13 protein-coding genes are annotated in these 15229 nt (G+C 56.9%); 9 read left to right on the top strand and 4 right to left on the bottom strand.

Annotation, left to right across the window (positions count from 1 at the left end; genetic code table 11):
• Positions 1-171 precede the first annotated feature (171 nt).
• The 4 genes from Q1A43_RS04610 to Q1A43_RS04595 all read right to left on the bottom strand — a co-directional run bounded on the left by Q1A43_RS04610 (position 172) and on the right by Q1A43_RS04595 (position 3673).
• Positions 172-1353 (bottom strand): ammonium transporter, encoded by a 1182-nt coding sequence (locus Q1A43_RS04610; protein WP_299933029.1) that lies wholly within the window; start codon positions 1351-1353, stop codon positions 172-174.
• Positions 1354-1563: 210 nt separating this feature from the next.
• Positions 1564-2040 (bottom strand): CinA family protein, encoded by a 477-nt coding sequence (locus Q1A43_RS04605; RefSeq protein WP_299924659.1) that lies wholly within the window; start codon positions 2038-2040, stop codon positions 1564-1566.
• The gene (locus Q1A43_RS04600; RefSeq protein WP_299924656.1) at positions 2037-2531 is read right to left on the bottom strand and encodes a phosphatidylglycerophosphatase A; all 495 of its coding nucleotides are present in this window, start codon (positions 2529-2531) and stop codon (positions 2037-2039) included. Before Q1A43_RS04600 ends, Q1A43_RS04605 begins: the two co-directional genes overlap by 4 nt.
• A complete protein-coding gene (locus tag Q1A43_RS04595; protein ID WP_299933027.1) occupies positions 2528-3673 on the bottom strand; it encodes a bifunctional 2-C-methyl-D-erythritol 4-phosphate cytidylyltransferase/2-C-methyl-D-erythritol 2,4-cyclodiphosphate synthase in 1146 nt (381 codons plus the stop codon). The genes Q1A43_RS04600 and Q1A43_RS04595 overlap by 4 nt, the downstream gene beginning before the upstream one ends.
• A gap of 174 nt (positions 3674-3847) precedes the next feature.
• On the opposite strand from Q1A43_RS04595, the gene dusB reads away from it, so the two are divergent.
• The 9 genes from dusB (at position 3848) to hfq (ending at position 15218) form a co-directional block, all read left to right on the top strand.
• On the top strand, positions 3848-4831 hold the full coding sequence (gene dusB, locus Q1A43_RS04590) for a tRNA dihydrouridine synthase DusB (RefSeq protein WP_299933025.1): 984 nt from the start codon (positions 3848-3850) through the stop codon (positions 4829-4831).
• Positions 4828-5919: an ATP-binding protein gene (locus tag Q1A43_RS04585; protein WP_299933024.1), complete on the top strand. Its 1092-nt coding sequence runs from the start codon at positions 4828-4830 to the stop codon at positions 5917-5919. Before dusB ends, Q1A43_RS04585 begins: the two co-directional genes overlap by 4 nt.
• Positions 5919-7289 carry a response regulator gene (locus Q1A43_RS04580; RefSeq protein ID WP_299933023.1) on the top strand — a complete coding sequence of 457 codons (1371 nt, stop codon included), beginning with the start codon at positions 5919-5921 and terminating at the stop codon, positions 7287-7289. The genes Q1A43_RS04585 and Q1A43_RS04580 overlap by 1 nt, the downstream gene beginning before the upstream one ends.
• A gap of 111 nt (positions 7290-7400) precedes the next feature.
• Entirely contained in the window at positions 7401-9668 is a 2268-nt protein-coding gene (locus Q1A43_RS04575; protein WP_299924641.1) for a PAS domain-containing sensor histidine kinase, read from the top strand.
• Between the two features lie 25 nt (positions 9669-9693).
• On the top strand, positions 9694-11109 hold the full coding sequence (locus Q1A43_RS04570) for a sigma-54 dependent transcriptional regulator (RefSeq protein ID WP_299924639.1): 1416 nt from the start codon (positions 9694-9696) through the stop codon (positions 11107-11109).
• Between the two features lie 32 nt (positions 11110-11141).
• Positions 11142-11741 carry a hypothetical protein gene (locus Q1A43_RS04565; protein WP_299924636.1) on the top strand — a complete coding sequence of 200 codons (600 nt, stop codon included), beginning with the start codon at positions 11142-11144 and terminating at the stop codon, positions 11739-11741.
• A 208-nt stretch (positions 11742-11949) separates the two neighbouring features.
• A complete protein-coding gene (gene trkA, locus Q1A43_RS04560; RefSeq protein WP_299933022.1) occupies positions 11950-13326 on the top strand; it encodes a Trk system potassium transporter TrkA in 1377 nt (458 codons plus the stop codon).
• A gap of 21 nt (positions 13327-13347) precedes the next feature.
• Positions 13348-14862, top strand: a complete 1515-nt coding sequence (locus Q1A43_RS04555) for a potassium transporter TrkG (RefSeq protein WP_299924630.1) — start codon at positions 13348-13350, stop codon at positions 14860-14862.
• A 116-nt stretch (positions 14863-14978) separates the two neighbouring features.
• Positions 14979-15218 (top strand): RNA chaperone Hfq, encoded by a 240-nt coding sequence (hfq, locus tag Q1A43_RS04550; RefSeq protein ID WP_097802888.1) that lies wholly within the window; start codon positions 14979-14981, stop codon positions 15216-15218.
• The last annotated feature ends 11 nt before the right edge of the window (positions 15219-15229 follow it).

Raw genomic sequence — 15229 nt, 5'->3', positions numbered from 1 at the left:
TCGGAGCGATAGGATATGTGATCTCTGGCTGGCTATGGACGGGGCAAAAGGCCCTGAGGGTCGTTAGCGATCAGCTACACCTAGGGCTAGACTGGCCACAAGAATAGCGACCACAGTCCAAAGAAAACGGGCCCCGAATGAGGCCCGTTCAATAGTGTAGATGCGGTTGGATCAGCTGTTGTGATCGTAGGCGCGTTCGCCGTGTACCATCAAATCAAGACCGTTGGTTTCGGTTTCCGCGTCAACGCGCAGCGGTGTGATGGCCTTGACCACAAAGATCAGGACAACTGTGACAACGGTTGTAAAGATACCAACAATCGCCAAGCCACCGAGCTGCGCAGCCCAAGAGCCCGCGCCAAAGACGGCGATCATGATGGTACCAAAGATACCGCCAACACCGTGAACCGCGAAGACATCCAATGTGTCGTCGATTTTCAGCTTGTTGCGGACCAAAACCACGGCCTCTTGGCACAAGATACCCGCGACGGCCCCGATGATCAGCGCTTCGATTGGACCAACAAAGCCAGATGCCGGCGTGATCGAGGCGAGACCCGCAATGGTGCCGGTCACGATGCCAACCAAGGAGGCTTTGCCGAACTTGATCTTTTCCCAAACCGCCCATGATAGTGATGCGGTCGCAGCCGAAATATGGGTCACGGTTAGCGCCATGGCTGCACCGCCATCGGCCGCCAATTGCGAGCCACCGTTAAAGCCAAACCAGCCAACCCAAAGCATCGCAGCACCGATCATCACAAAACCGGGGTTATGCGGAGGAGTGGTTTGGTTCTTGCGAGGGCCAAGGAAGACGGCGATCAGGATCGCAGCCAGACCAGCGGTTTCGTGAACCACGATGCCACCGGCAAAGTCTTTGACCCCGGTTTCACCAAAGATACCACCATCAGCCAGCATCCCGCCGCCCCAGATCCAGTGAACCACCGGCGCATAGCACAGCAGCATCCACAGGCCCGAGAACAGCATGACAAAGCCAAATCCGACGCGTTCCACATAGGCACCAACAATCAGCGCCGGTGTGATGATCGCAAAGGTCATTTGAAAGGCAAAGAACAGCACTTCGGGCAGGGTGCCCGAGAGGCTATCAACCGTGACACCGTTCAAGAAGGCCTTGTCCAGACCGCCCCAAAACCCGGTGCCGCCGCCGCCAAAGGCGATGGAATAGCCAACGGCAAGCCAGAGAACACTCATCAAGCAGGCGATGGCGTAGCAGTGCATAAAAACGCTGAGCACGTTGCGCGCCCGTACAAGCCCGCCGTAAAACAATGCCAATCCTGGCAGTGTCATGAACAACACCAGCGCTGTGGCGACGATGATCCAGGCGGTATCCGCTCCGTTCATTGGTCTTTCCCTTCAATTGTCCCGTTTGACAGGGCTTCAAGCGGGATTCGGGCGCGGAAAAAAGAAGCAAGGCCGTTTGAGGGCGCGTAAATGACGGGCGGTTTGCGAAATGCTCAAAATTTAGGCGACTAAAGTGAGACCTGCCCATTAAGTGGGCGCTTTTGAATTTTTCAGCTGCTCACAAAATATGCGGAGTTTTGGGCGGGATGCTTAGGCCGCCAGCGCCGCAAGGATCAGGCCAAGCGCATGGCGGGTGGCGGCGTCACGCACTTGGGCGCGGCCCAAAGCGCCATGTTCGATCGTTTCGGTCTGCACACCCTTTGGGGTGGCAATGCCGTAGCACACCCGACCTTCAGGCTTGAAGTCCGATCCGCCAGGGCCGGCAATGCCACTAATGGCAACCGCGACGTCGGCCTTGGCGGCCCCTAGCGCGCCAAGTGCCATTTCTTGGGCAACCTGTTCGGATACGGCTCCGTAAGTTTCCAAGGTGGCGGTGGAGACGCCGAGCATCTCGTTTTTGGCCGTGTTGGAGTAAGTGACAAAGCCGCGCTCGAAAATTGCCGAGCTGCCCGCGATGTCGGTCAAGGCGGCGGCCACCTTGCCCCCGGTACAGCTTTCGGCGCAGGTTATTGTTTTGCCCTGCGCCTTGGCCAACTCAAGGATTTTGGTGGCTAAGACCGCGGTCACATCAACCACCCATGATAAAGCGATGCCAAAGCTATGGCGCAAATGGCGGCAAAGACACCTGCGATCACATCATCCAACATTACGCCAAGCGGCGTCCCCATGCGATCGGCCTTGCCGACCAGCCACGGTTTGGTGATGTCGAATAGTCGAAAGAGCACAAAGCCAGCGATCCAACCGGGCCACAACCGCCAAATCTCGATCCCCATCATACCTGCGCCAAAACTCACCGGGAAAAGCGCGATCCATTGTCCGACCAGCTCATCAATCACCACCCAGCTCGGGTCGTGATCTTTCTCGGTGACGGCATTGGCGGTAACCTGTGCCGTGGCCCACCAGCCAAGCCCAAAGGCGATGGTGGTCAAGGCAACCAGCAAAGTGAAACCACCGATTTGATGCACAAGATAGGCGAGGGGCAGGGCGGCCAAAGACCCCCATGTGCCCGGCGCGGGTTTTAGGAAGCCGACATAGAAAAGGGAGGCAATAGCTTTCATGATTTCACCAATGTTGCGGTCGCAATCGCCGCAATCCCTTCTTCTCGTCCGGTAAAGCCAAGCCGTTCGGACGTTGTTGCCTTGATCGATACGCGATCCGGGGTCAAACTCATGATCCGGCCCATTTCCGCCATCATGGCGGCGGCATGCGGGCCAACCTTGGGGCGTTCGCAAATCAGGGTGCAATCGACATTGCCGATCTCAAACCCCTTAGAACGTGCCAGATCACAGGCGTGTTTGAGGAAAATTTCGCTGGCTGCGCCTTTCCATTGCGGATCGCTCGGCGGGAAGTGGCGGCCAATGTCGCCTTCGGCCAAGGCCCCGTAAATCGCATCGGTCACCGCATGCATGCCAACATCGGCGTCGCTATGACCCTTAAGCGCCCGATGATGGGGGATATTGACGCCGCAAAGAATGACATGATCGCCATCTTCAAAGGCATGCACGTCATAGCCATTGCCCAACCGAATATCCAAAGCGCTCTCCGTCTGTTTGGCCAAAATGTCCGCGGCGCGGGCGAAATCGGCGGGGGTGGTGATTTTGAGATTGCGTTCATCGCCCGGAACGATGGCAACGTCCAGCCCTGCGGTGCGCGCGACCTCAACATCATCTGCTGCGCCGCCCGGATGGGCGCGATGGGCGTTTAATATGGCATCATAGTGAAACCCTTGTGGGGTTTGGGCGCGAAATAAACCTGTTCGGTCCTGTGTGCCGCTAACCCTGTCGTTCTGGCCGGTCCATAAGGCGTCGGTGACCGCAAGGGCCGGGGCCGCTCCGGGGGTTTGGGTCAAAGCGTGCAAAACCGATTGCGTCACCTCGGACGGGATGCAGGGGCGGGCGACATCATGGATGAGAACATGATCGGGCGCGGTATGCGCCAGCGCTTCAAGCCCATTGTGCACGGACCCGGCGCGTTCATCCGCACCATCGACCAAAAGCACCTCAAGACCGTCGATCAAGGCCTCGGCCCGCGCCCGATCCCGTGGTGAGATGACCATGACAAGGGTGTCGACCTGCGCGGCAAAGGCCTCAAGCGTCCAACGCGCAACGGGTTTTCCGGCCACCTCCTGCCATTGTTTCGGCAAAGGCCCGCCCGCGCGTGTCCCACGCCCTGCGGCAACGATGATGGCGGCTGTTGTCATATCCTATCCTCTTTGGTCTTGGGTTTAGGCCGTTGGAAGGGTTTAGGCAATCTGGCCAAGGTGAATGCTTAAAAATTAGGCAAATGACTTTGCTGCACCTGCAAAATGCGCTTGAAATATTGTACAATAGCAGCACAACGGCTACCTCAGAGGCACTGCACAAGGATTAAGCGTTTGGGCTTTTCACTCGGAAAACAAAGAATATCGGCACCTGTGATGCTCGCTCCGTTGGCGGGAATCACCGATTTGCCCTTCCGGAATCTGGTGTCCAGCTTTGGCGCAGGCCTTGTTGTGTCGGAAATGATCGCGTCGGGCGAATTCCTAACGGCACGCCCCGGTACTCGCGAAAAAGCCGAGCTTGGTGCACAGATTGAAAACACCAGCGTTCAGATTGCTGGGCGCGAGCCAGAACCTATGGCCGAGGCCGCCAAAATGGTCGCCGACATGGGGGCGCGGGTCATCGACATCAATATGGGGTGTCCGGCGAAAAAGGTCACTGGCGGCTGGTCTGGCTCCGCCTTGATGCAGGTGCCCGATCATGCGCTACGTTTGATTGAGGCGGTGGTTGATGCGGTCGATTTGCCGGTGACGCTAAAAACCCGATTGGGTTGGGATGGCGCGTCAATCAATGCGCCGGACCTCGCGAAGCGAGCGGCCAATGCCGGGGTGCAAATGGTTGTCATCCATGGTCGCACCCGATGCCAGTTCTACAAAGGGCGTGCCGATTGGCAGGCTATCCGCGCTGTGCGCGAAGCCATCGACATCCCGCTCATTGCCAATGGTGACATTGTTGGTGCGGGCTCGGCCAAGGCGGCATTGCGCGGGTCAGGGGCCGACGGAGTAATGGTAGGCCGCGGGGCGCAAGGCGCGCCTTGGAAGCTGGCCGAAATCTCGGCCGCTCTTTACGACACGCCTAGACCAAATATCCCGTTAGGAATCGAATTTTATAACATGGTATCAAGTCATTATGAGGCAATGTTGAGTTTTTACGGCGAGGCGCTTGGCAATCGCGTCGCCCGCAAGCATTTGGGGTGGTATATGGACCGCGCCGCAACGCCGCGCGCTTTGCGTGGACGGGTGTTGACGGAAAAAGACCCCAAGCAGGTTCTGGTTCTTTTGCGTGACGCACTGGCGATGGATCAGGCGGTGGCGGCATGACTGTTCAAACCGATCCGATCTGGTCTTCTTTGCCGGTGCCCGCCCTGTTGATTGACCCGGATGAAAACATCGGCGGGGTCAATCCTGCGGCCGAAGGGTTTATGAACTCCTCGGCTAAATCATTGATTGGGCAACCAATTTGGGACCGTATTCATGTGGATGCCCCGCTCGAAGAAAGCCTGATCCGCGCGCGCGATCACGGAACGGCGTTGTTTGTGAATGACGTGGACGTTGGCACGGGAAACCGCGCGCCGCTTGTTTGCAATTTGCAGATTGCACCGCTTCAAGGGCAGCCAAATTGGATGATCATGCTCATCTCACCGCGCGAGTTGGCAGGTCGTATGACCCAAAACCATTCGGTGAAATCGGCGGCGAAGTCTGCAATCGGTATGGCCGAAATGCTAGCCCATGAGATTAAAAACCCACTTGCGGGGATCACCGGCGCGGCCCAGCTTCTTAGCATGAGCCTTCCTCCGGAAGACCTTGAATTTACTGATTTAATCGTCGAGGAAACCCGCCGTATCGTCAAGCTTTTGGAACAGGTCGAGCAATTCGGAAACCTCTCTGCACCAGAGCGGCGCGAAGTGAATATTCACGACGTTTTGGACCGGGCACGCCGGTCGGCTTTGTTGGGTTTTGGTGGTCACATGACCATTGTCGAAGACTACGACCCATCCTTGCCTATGGCGCTTGGCGATCCAGATCAGTTGTTGCAGGTGGTTTTGAACTTGTTGAAGAACGCCTCAGAAGCGGCTGATTCTAAAGGCGGAAATATTCGCCTCCACACCTATTACGATCACAGTTTCCGAACCCGCCGCGCCGACGGTGCCACGCAGGTCTTGCCGCTACAGATCGAGGTTATCGATGATGGCAAAGGCCTGCCGCCCGAAATCGCCGGCGATGTGTTTGATCCGTTCGTGTCGGGCAAGGAAAATGGCACCGGGTTGGGCTTGGCCTTGGTCAGCAAAATTATCTCAGATCATGACGGTTGGATCTCGGTGGACAGTGTCCCCGGACGTACCGTTTTTCGCATTTCTCTGCCCCGCGCGGTCACAAAACCGGCAGGCACAGCACAGGAGAGTAAGTGATGGATGGAACCGTCCTTGTTGCGGATGATGACCGCACAATCCGTACCGTTTTGACCCAGGCGCTGACACGGGCCGGGTGCAAGGTGCATGCCACATCTAGCCTGACCACGCTCATGCGTTGGGTTGGCGAAGGCAAAGGCGATGTGGTGATTTCTGACGTGGTCATGCCAGACGGCAATGGCTTGGAAATGCTTCCGAAAATCGCAGAAGATCGCCCCGGTTTGCCGGTTATCGTGATCTCGGCGCAAAATACCATCATGACGGCCATTCAGGCGGCAGAGGCCGAGGCATATGACTATTTGCCCAAGCCGTTTGATTTGCCGGACCTGATGAAGCGTACGTCCAAGGCTTTGGATAGCCGCAAACGGACGCCACGTCGGGACGAGCCGGTCGCTCAGGCCGATGCGCCCGAAGAGTTGCCTTTGGTCGGTAAAACTCCGGTGATGCAGTCGCTCTATCGCTTGGTGGCGCGGGTGATGAATACGGATTTGCCGGTTTTGGTGACCGGTGAAAGTGGGACCGGCAAGTCACTTATTGCCAAAGCTTTGCACGATTTTTCTGATCGCCGCAGCCTGCCATTTGTGACGGTGACCGGGGCTGATCTGACTGATCTTGACGGCCCGGCAAGGGTCTTGGCACGGGTACGTGGCGGGACGCTTTTGATCGATGAAATCGCCGATATAGATGACGAGGTTCAGGGGCGCATCGTGCGAATGATGGACGTTCCGGGCGATCATGTTCCGCGTTTTATCGCCTCATCGCAATATGATCCGAACGCGCTGATCGAAGACGGCAAGGTGCGCAAAGACCTGTTCTATCGTCTAGATGGCGCTGCGATCGAAGTGCCAGGGTTGCGCGAACGGGTTGAAGACATCCCTTTGTTGGCGCAGCATTTCCTAACACGCTGTGAGCGCGATGGCGCGCCACATCGGGTCATGTCGGAAAGCGCAATGGAGCTTTTCCGTATCTACTCTTGGCCGGGCAATGTGCGCCAGTTGGAAAATGCGGTGCGCCGCCTAAGCCTAACCAGCCGCAACGAAGAGATCAGCCGATCCGAAGTTGAGGCCGTGTTAGGCAATCAGCCTGATACGGGGCCGGTGTTACGCGGCGGCGACGGGGATAAGCTTGGTGAAAGCGTTGGGCGTCATTTGCGCCGTTACTTTGATTTGCATGGGGCGATGTTGCCGCCTCCCGGTCTGTACGGGCGCATTCTTCGTGAAGTTGAGGCCCCGTTGATCGAAATCGCGCTAGAGGCGACAGGCGGAAATCAGGCTAAATGTGCGGATTTATTGGGAATCAACCGGAACACCCTCAGAAAGAAAATCACCGAACTCGATATTCGCGTGACACGTCGCCGTAAGTTGATGTAAAAGAGCCACATAACTGTGGCGCCAATGCCTTGCTGTGTTGGAAAGACCACAAAATATGGCGGTCGCTGGCTTGGGGAACTCTAGGTCGGCACATCAGTAAGAGGTTTGGCTGTGGCCACAAGGGCACGCTCTTGGACTTGGAATCGGTTTAGCCGACTGCGCCGCACACGCCGTGTGCAAAACGCGCTTGCGCTGACTGTGGTGGCGCTTGGGCCAATTTTGGCCTTTGTCACCTTTTTGGTTTTGGGTCCATTGGATCAAAGCGCATCGGATATCAGCCTGCGCTTGATCATTCTGGCTGACCTTATTTATGTGATGTTCCTGGCGTCGATGGTGTTGGGCCGAGTCGCCCGAATGATCGCCGCACGGCGAGCCAAATCCGCCGGCTCGCGGTTGCACCTGCGTTTGACGGCGGCTTTTGCGCTTATGGCGCTATTGCCGACTGTAACTGTGGCGGTGTTTGCCGTTCTGACCATCAATATTGGTCTTGAAACGTGGTTCTCCAATCGGGTTCAGAACGTGGTTGGGGCGTCGCTCTCGGCGGCGGAGGCCTATGAAGAGGAGCAGCGCCAAGGTTTGGTTCAGGATGTCTGGGCGCTTGGCGGGTTTTTGGACGCCAAACAGCGCGGTCGCTTTATCGCCGATTTCGGTGAGCTGCGTCAGGATCTTAGCCAAGGGCAGGGGCAAATCCAACGCGGGCTGCGCGAAGCCTATGTGATCAATAGCGCCGGCGAAATTCAAGTGCGCGGCGAGCGTAGTTACTTGTTTGACTATGAACAGCCACCACAATGGGCGTTTGACAATCTTGGTGCCGACGGAGTGAGCGTCATCGCCGATTGGGAAAACAATGAGATGCGTGCGTTGGTTGAGCTGCGCACCTTTCCTGATGGCTACCTTTATGTCAGTCGTGACATTGACGGCGAACTACTGAAACTACTGGATGAAACCCAGGAAACCGCGCAGTTCTACCAACAACAAGAAAGCGAACGCGGCCGCCGTTTGTTTGACTTTGCGCTGCTCTATCTTGGGTTTGCGGTTCTTTTGATCCTTGCCGCCACATGGGCGGGCCTGTGGTTTGCCGAACGGCTAAGCCGCCCTGTGGGTCGTCTGACCGGTGCGGCGCAACGTGTTGGTGGCGGCGATCTTGATGTGCAGGTCATCGAAGAAGAAGGCGATGATGAGATTTCGATGCTGGGGCGGTATTTCAACCAGATGACCCGCCAGCTTAAGGGACAGCGCGAGGAGCTTCTTGAAAACACCCGCCAGATTGAGCGCCGCCAACGGCTGTTTGATTCAGTTTTGTCCTCTGTCACGTCAGGTGTTGTTGGGCTTGATGCCGAAGGCAAGGTGACCTTTGTGAATCGCTCAGCGGAACGGCTCTTGGGCTGGCATGAAAACCACCGCGCCGACCCTATCGCCGTGGCGGTTCCCGAATTTGGGGCCTTGTTTGACCGTATCCGGGGCGAAGGCCGCGAGATGGTGCAAGAAGAGGTCAAGGTGAGCCGGGAAGGGCGGATGGAGCATTTGCTTGTGCGGTTCTCGCGTCGTCGCCGCGCAGACGGGAGCCTTGAGGGCTATGTTGTGGCCTTTGATGATGTCACCGATTTGGTAAGTGCGCAGCGAACCGCGGCTTGGGGCGACGTGGCCCGCCGCATTGCCCATGAAATCAAGAACCCGCTGACGCCGATTCAATTATCAGCAGAGCGCATCAAGCGCAAATTCAGCCGCCAGTTGGACGAGACAAGCGCTGATCAGCTTGAAGATATGACCGGGGTGATTATCCGTCAGACCGGCGACTTGCGCCGCATTGTTGATGAATTCTCAAAATTCGCCCGGATGCCGGAACCGGAACGCAAACACGAAGATATTGGCGATTTGCTACGCGGTGCGGTGCTTTTGCAGGAAAACGGCCAGCCAGATGTGAAATTCGTTTCCGACATCGCGCGCAAGCCGATGCCCGGGGACCTTGATGCGACCATGATCGGGCAGGCGCTGACCAATCTGATTAAAAACGCCGGTGAAGCGATCGAAAGCTTGCATCGGGAGGGGGCCCCCGAAGGGCATCAACCTGAAATCCGTGTGACGGCTGATATTGTCGACAACGCGCGGGTTGAAATTCGGATTATGGACAATGGGATCGGCCTTCCCGAAGATCGGGCGCGGCTGTTTGAACCCTATGTCACCACGCGCGATGAGGGCACCGGCCTTGGCCTGCCGATCGTAAAAAAGATTATCGAAGAGCACGGCGGAACGCTGGCGCTCGAAACTGCACCTGCCTTTGAGGAAGGTGCCAATGTAGGGGCTATGGCCGTAATCCAATTGCCGTTGAGTGACGCGCAAGAGGATGAGGACCGGGCTCGGTTATTGGAGGGAGTTTGACCATGGGTTTGTTGAGGGACATGACATGAGCGATATTCTGATCGTCGATGACGAACGTGATATTCGGGAGCTGATCGGGGATATCCTCGAGGATGAAGGCTATACCACGCGATTGGCAGGCAACAGCCAGGAGGCCATGGCACAGGTGGCAGAGCAACCGCCAGCGCTGCTTATCCTTGATATCTGGCTGAAGGACAGCAAGATGGATGGGATCGACATCCTGAAATGTGTCAAACGAGATTATCCAGACGTGCCTGTGGTGATCATTTCAGGCCACGGAAATATCGAAATCGCCGTGGCTGCGATTAAACAGGGCGCGTATGATTTCATCGAAAAGCCCTTTAATATTGATCAGCTTTTGGTGGTGATCCGCCGGGCGATGGAAACCTCGCTTTTGCGTCGTGAAAATAGCAAGCTCAAGCAAGGAGACAGCAAGCCCGCCGAGATGATCGGGGACAGTGCATCGTTCCGAACCCTGCTCAGCCAGCTTGACAAGGTGACGAAATCAAACGGTCGCGTCATGCTAAGCGGCCCGGCCGGGTCGGGCAAAGAAGTGGCGGCGCGCTATGTTCATGCCAATTCCAACCGCGCCAGTGCCCCCTTTATCACGGTCAACTGTGCCGGGATGGAACCGGAAATGATGGAAGCGATGTTGTTTGGCCGCGAAGGTGGGCAGCGGGGCGTTGAGCCGGGATTATTGGAACAAGCCCATGGCGGCGTGATCTATTTCGACGAAGTCGCGGACATGCCGGTTGGGACACAATCCAAGATCCTGCGTGTTTTGGTGGACCAGCAATTCACCCGCGTTGGTGGTTCAGACAAGGTCAAGGTGGACCTGCGTGTCATCAGTTCGACCAACCGAGATTTGCAAGCCGAAATCGCGGCGGGGCAGTTCCGAGAAGAGCTATATCATCGGCTGAATGTTGTGCCGATTTTGGTGCCTTCGCTGGCCGAACGCCGCGAAGACATTCCAGTTTTGGCGCAATTCTTTGTGGAACTGTGCAACAAAGCGCAGGGCCTGCCGCTTCGCGAGATGTCGGATGATGCGGTCGCATTGATGCAGACCATGACCTGGCCCGGAAATGTGCGCCAGCTCAAGAACCTGATCGAGCGGGTGTTGATTTTAGGCGACGGCACTGGCCCGATTGAGGCCCGTGAGTTGCCCCAAGACAGCGGCCCGACCGAAAGCGATGACGGGCGAGTTGTTTTGTCGGGAACCTTGGCGACATTGCCACTACGTGAAGCACGTGAGGCGTTTGAACGCGAGTATTTGCTGACCCAGATCAACCGGTTTGGCGGCAATATTTCCCGGACCGCGTCCTTTGTTGGCATGGAGCGCTCAGCCTTACACCGCAAGCTGAAATCGCTTGGGGTTGTGACCTCGCAGAAATCGGGCGCGCGGGTTGCGCGGCTTGAGGATGAAGTGCAAGAGGCATCCTAAATAGGGTGCCTTGAGTCACGGGAGAGTATGTGATGCGCGGAGTTTTCGCGGTTTTGATGTTTGTGGCGGCGGCGGGGTGTGTCGCGCCGGAGCGGGTCGACACCGTTCCCCAAACCATGGCCTTTTCTCAGGTGGATGCCGAAGAGGCCAAGATCGACGAATTGACGGCGTTGATCGCGGCGCTTGGTCCCGATGTAGACCCGGCCGAGGCCGCCCTTGTGGCGCGGATCGCGGTTGAAGATCCGCTGATATGGGCCAAGGAATGGGGCGTTGAGGACGCGCCCTATATTCACAATATCAAGGTCAACCAAGGCAAAAAACCGCGCGGCTTGTGCAAGGATTGGGCCGATGATCTGCAAGTGCGATTGGCTCGCGAAGGGGTTCAAACCCTCGATTGGCACCGCGCGATCGCCAATCACGACAACATCCTTGTTGAGCATTCAACTCTGATTGTTTCGGCCAAGGGCGACGGCATGGCCGACGGTATTGTGCTTGACCCATGGCGGTTGGGGCAGGGGCAATTGTTTTTCACCAAGGTGACACAAGACCCAAAGTACCGTTGGGTCGAACGGTCCGAGGTTTTTGCCTACAAACGCAAACGTCGCGACGCGCGCAACAACACGGACAGCTAACCTTTTTGGACACAAACCGCTGTTACATTATGCGCTTCCGCGCGCTTTGTTTTGGTGCGTGGCAGGGTGACGGTTTAAGCAAAACGAAGAGCGGATGATGGGCTAGGGTGCCTGTTGCGCCCGAGTTGGCCCTTTGCAAACGGTGGGATGATTGACGGGCGCGCGGGGGCGTGTCATGCCAAGGGACGAAATCGTTTGAGGGATGGGCATGAAAGTCATCATTTGTGGTGCGGGTCAGGTGGGTTGGCAGATCGCCAGACATTTGTCAGGTGAGCGCAACGATGTGACGGTTGTGGATAGCAACCCCGAGTTGGTGCGCCGCGCCACGGATACTTTGGACGTACAGGGCATTGCCGGTTTTGCGTCATATCCGGATGTGTTGGATCGGGCAGGCGCGCGTGATGCGGACATGGTCATTGCCGCCACCCATTCCGATGAGGTCAACATGGTGACCTGTCAGGTGGCCCATTCGGTGTTTGAAGTGCCACGCAAGATCGCGCGCTTGCGGGCGCAAAGCTACCTGACGGCTATTTATTCCGACCTTTATCGCCGCGACCACCTTCCGATTGATGTGGTGATCAGCCCTGAACGCGAAGTCGCCGCCGCCGCGATGCAGCGGTTATCGGCCCCTGCAGCCTTTGACACAGAAACCTTTCTGGATGGCAATGCGCAATTGCTTGGCCTATCGATTGACGAAGAATGCCCGGTGGTCAACACGCCTTTGCGGCAGTTGAGCGATCTCTTTTCCACCCTGCGATCGGTTGTGGTTGGGGTGCGCCGCGAGGGCAGCCTTTTTGCCCCCGAACCGCGTGATCAGCTTTTTGTAGGCGATAGTTGCTATGTGATGGTGCATGCCGAGGATCAGGCGCGAACGCTTGAAATCTTTGGCAAAAGCACCCGCAAACAGGAACGTGTCGTGATTGTCGGCGGCGGCAACGTCGGTCTGTCGGTGGCGCAACATCTTGAATCCGGGCCAAGCCGGGTGCGGGCCAAGATGATCGAACGCAACCGCAAGTGTGCCGAACATGCCGCCGAGGCACTAGAGCGCACCATTGTTTTACACGGCGACGGGATGGATGCGGCGCTTTTGCGCGAGGCCGGGGTTGATCGGGCTGATGCGGCGCTTTGTGTGACGGATGATGACAAGGTGAACATGCTGGCGGCGGTTCGGGCCAAGGCGGCTGGCTGTCCGATGGTGATTGCCTTGATCAATGATCCAACCTTGGTGCCCCTGATGGAACCGCTTGGGATTGATGCCTATATCAACCCGCGCGCCACCACGGTAAGTTCGATCCTGCGCCATATTCGCCATGGCCGGGTGAAATCGGTCTATTCGATTGGCGATGCTGAGGCCGAGGTGATCGAGGCCGAGGTGCTCTCGACATCACCCATCGCCGGGAGCAAGGTGCGCGACATTGATTTTCCCGAGGGCGTATTGATTGGTGCCGTGCGCAAGGGCGACAAGGTGGTGCGTATCACCGGAGGATTGCCAATCGAAGAAGGGGACCATATCGTTTTGTTTGTCCTGAGCAAAGACGTGGCCGAAGTCGAACGTCTTCTACAAGTTTCGATCGATTTCTTCTGAGCCGAAAGGCCCCCACGCGCCATGAATACGATCAAGAACCTACCATTTTTCCTCCTGATGCTGGCCATTGCGTCGGTGTCGACCTTTTTGCCAGCGGCCTACGCTTTGGTGATCGAAGAGTTTCACGATGCGCGCTCGTTCTTTTATGCAGGCTTGATTGGCCTGATCCTAACCAGCTTTTTGGGCATCGCCCTTGCCACCCGCCCGCATAATACCAGCGCCTTGCGGCAGTTGGTGGCGCTTTTGGCGGGGTTTGCCTTGTTGCCGATCATATTGGCGGTGCCTTTCCACGAGGCGGTGCGCAACACGTCCTTTTCCAGCGCCTATTTCGAAATGGTCTCGGCAATGACAACCACCGGGGCAACCTTGTTTGAGCCTGACCGGTTGTCTGGTCCCGAACACCTGTGGCGCGCACAGGTTGGTTGGATGGGGGGCTTGTTGATGTGGGTCGCCGCCTCGGCGATTTTGGCCCCTTTGGCGCTTGGCGGGTTCGAAGTCACCGCCAGAGGCGCGCCGGGCCAAACGATGACCCATGGCGCTGCACGCGCCGGGCAGAGCGATCCAGCCGCGCGTTTGCTGCGCAGCACCCAAGAGCTGTTTCCGGTCTATGTCGGGTTGACCGCCGCGCTTTGCGTGATGTTGTTGGTTTCGGGGGATCCACCGTTGATCGCAGTGAGCCATGCCATGTCGGTGATGTCGACATCGGGCATTTCACCGGTCGGAGGTGTCGCCAATAGCCCAAGCGGCTTGCCCGGCGAAATGATCGTGTTTTGCTTTTTGTTCTTTGCCTTGTCGCGTCTGACCTTTTCGACCGATACCGGGCAAAACACCCGCACCGGTTTGCTTTATGACCCCGAGTTTCGGTTGGGGATAGCGATCATTCTGATTGTGCCAATGCTGTTATTCTTGCGCCATTGGGTCGCCGCCTTTGAGGTTGGCGATGAACAAAACCTTGCTGCTGGTTTCCGCGCCTTGTGGGGGGGATTGTTTACCGGGTTGTCCTTTTTGACCACCACAGGCTTTGTCAGCGCGGAATGGGCGTCGGCGCAGGGCTGGTCGGGACTGGCCACACCAGGCATCATTTTGATTGCGCTGTCGATCTTAGGCGGTGGGGTAGCCACCACGGCGGGGGGGGTGAAACTGCTCCGGGTGTTTGCACTTTATGTGAATGGCGCCCGCGAGATTGAAAAACTGATCCACCCATCCTCGGTCGGAAGTTCCGGCCCGGTGATGCGGCGCATTCGCCGCGAAGGGGCCTTTATCGCTTGGGTGTTTTTCATGCTCTTTGCGGTGTCTTTGGCGGCTTTGACGATGATCCTTGGGCTCTATGGATTGGACTTTGAAGCGGCAATTACGCTAACGGTTGCCTGCCTGTCGAATACCGGTCCGTTGATTTCCGTTGCCCCAGCCGAGGAAATTGACCTCATCACCTTGGCCCCATCCGCAAAGCTCATTTTATGTGCAACCATGGTGCTCGGGCGGTTGGAATTGCTGGCGATTATCGTGATGATAAGCCCCGAAAGCTGGCGCGGATAAGACACGGTTTCGAAAAGGTCCATTTTTGCGCTGGAAACTCTCGGATTTGCAAGACATACTCGGTTCGACGAGGGACGGCCCGCATTCGGGGCAATGGCAAGAATAAAGGCAATTCAATGGCTTCGGATAGACAGAACCTACAGGACGCATTTCTTAACCATGTTCGTAAAACCAAGGTTCCGGTCACGGTTTTCTTGATTAATGGCGTCAAACTACAGGGTGTGATCACTTGGTTTGACAATTTCTGTGTGCTTTTGCGCCGCGATGGTCAGTCGCAGCTTGTGTATAAACACGCGATTTCGACGATTATGCCAAGTCAGCCAATCAACCTCTATGATGGTGAAGACGCCTCTTGAAGGAACATGCC

Origin of the sequence: uncultured Pelagimonas sp. (assembly GCF_947498515.1) — a bacterium.
Classification (GTDB): Bacteria; Pseudomonadota; Alphaproteobacteria; order Rhodobacterales; family Rhodobacteraceae; genus Pelagimonas.
This window is presented reverse-complemented; position numbering and strand designations above follow the sequence as displayed.

Bases quoted from the DNA above. Each gene is read 5' to 3' on its own strand.
- Q1A43_RS04610 (WP_299933029.1), bottom strand. From the start codon at position 1,353: ATGAACGGAGCGGATACCGCCTGGATCATCGTCGCCACAGCGCTGGTG.
- trkA (WP_299933022.1), top strand. From the start codon at position 11,950: ATGAAAGTCATCATTTGTGGTGCGGGTCAGGTGGGTTGGCAGATCGCC.
- Q1A43_RS04580 (WP_299933023.1), top strand. From the start codon at position 5,919: ATGGATGGAACCGTCCTTGTTGCGGATGATGACCGCACAATCCGTACC.
- Q1A43_RS04565 (WP_299924636.1), top strand. From the start codon at position 11,142: ATGCGCGGAGTTTTCGCGGTTTTGATGTTTGTGGCGGCGGCGGGGTGT.
- Q1A43_RS04585 (WP_299933024.1), top strand. From the start codon at position 4,828: ATGACTGTTCAAACCGATCCGATCTGGTCTTCTTTGCCGGTGCCCGCC.
- hfq (WP_097802888.1), top strand. From the start codon at position 14,979: ATGGCTTCGGATAGACAGAACCTACAGGACGCATTTCTTAACCATGTT.
- Q1A43_RS04570 (WP_299924639.1), top strand. From the start codon at position 9,694: ATGAGCGATATTCTGATCGTCGATGACGAACGTGATATTCGGGAGCTG.
- Q1A43_RS04600 (WP_299924656.1), bottom strand. From the start codon at position 2,531: ATGAAAGCTATTGCCTCCCTTTTCTATGTCGGCTTCCTAAAACCCGCG.
- Q1A43_RS04595 (WP_299933027.1), bottom strand. From the start codon at position 3,673: ATGACAACAGCCGCCATCATCGTTGCCGCAGGGCGTGGGACACGCGCG.
- Q1A43_RS04555 (WP_299924630.1), top strand. From the start codon at position 13,348: ATGAATACGATCAAGAACCTACCATTTTTCCTCCTGATGCTGGCCATT.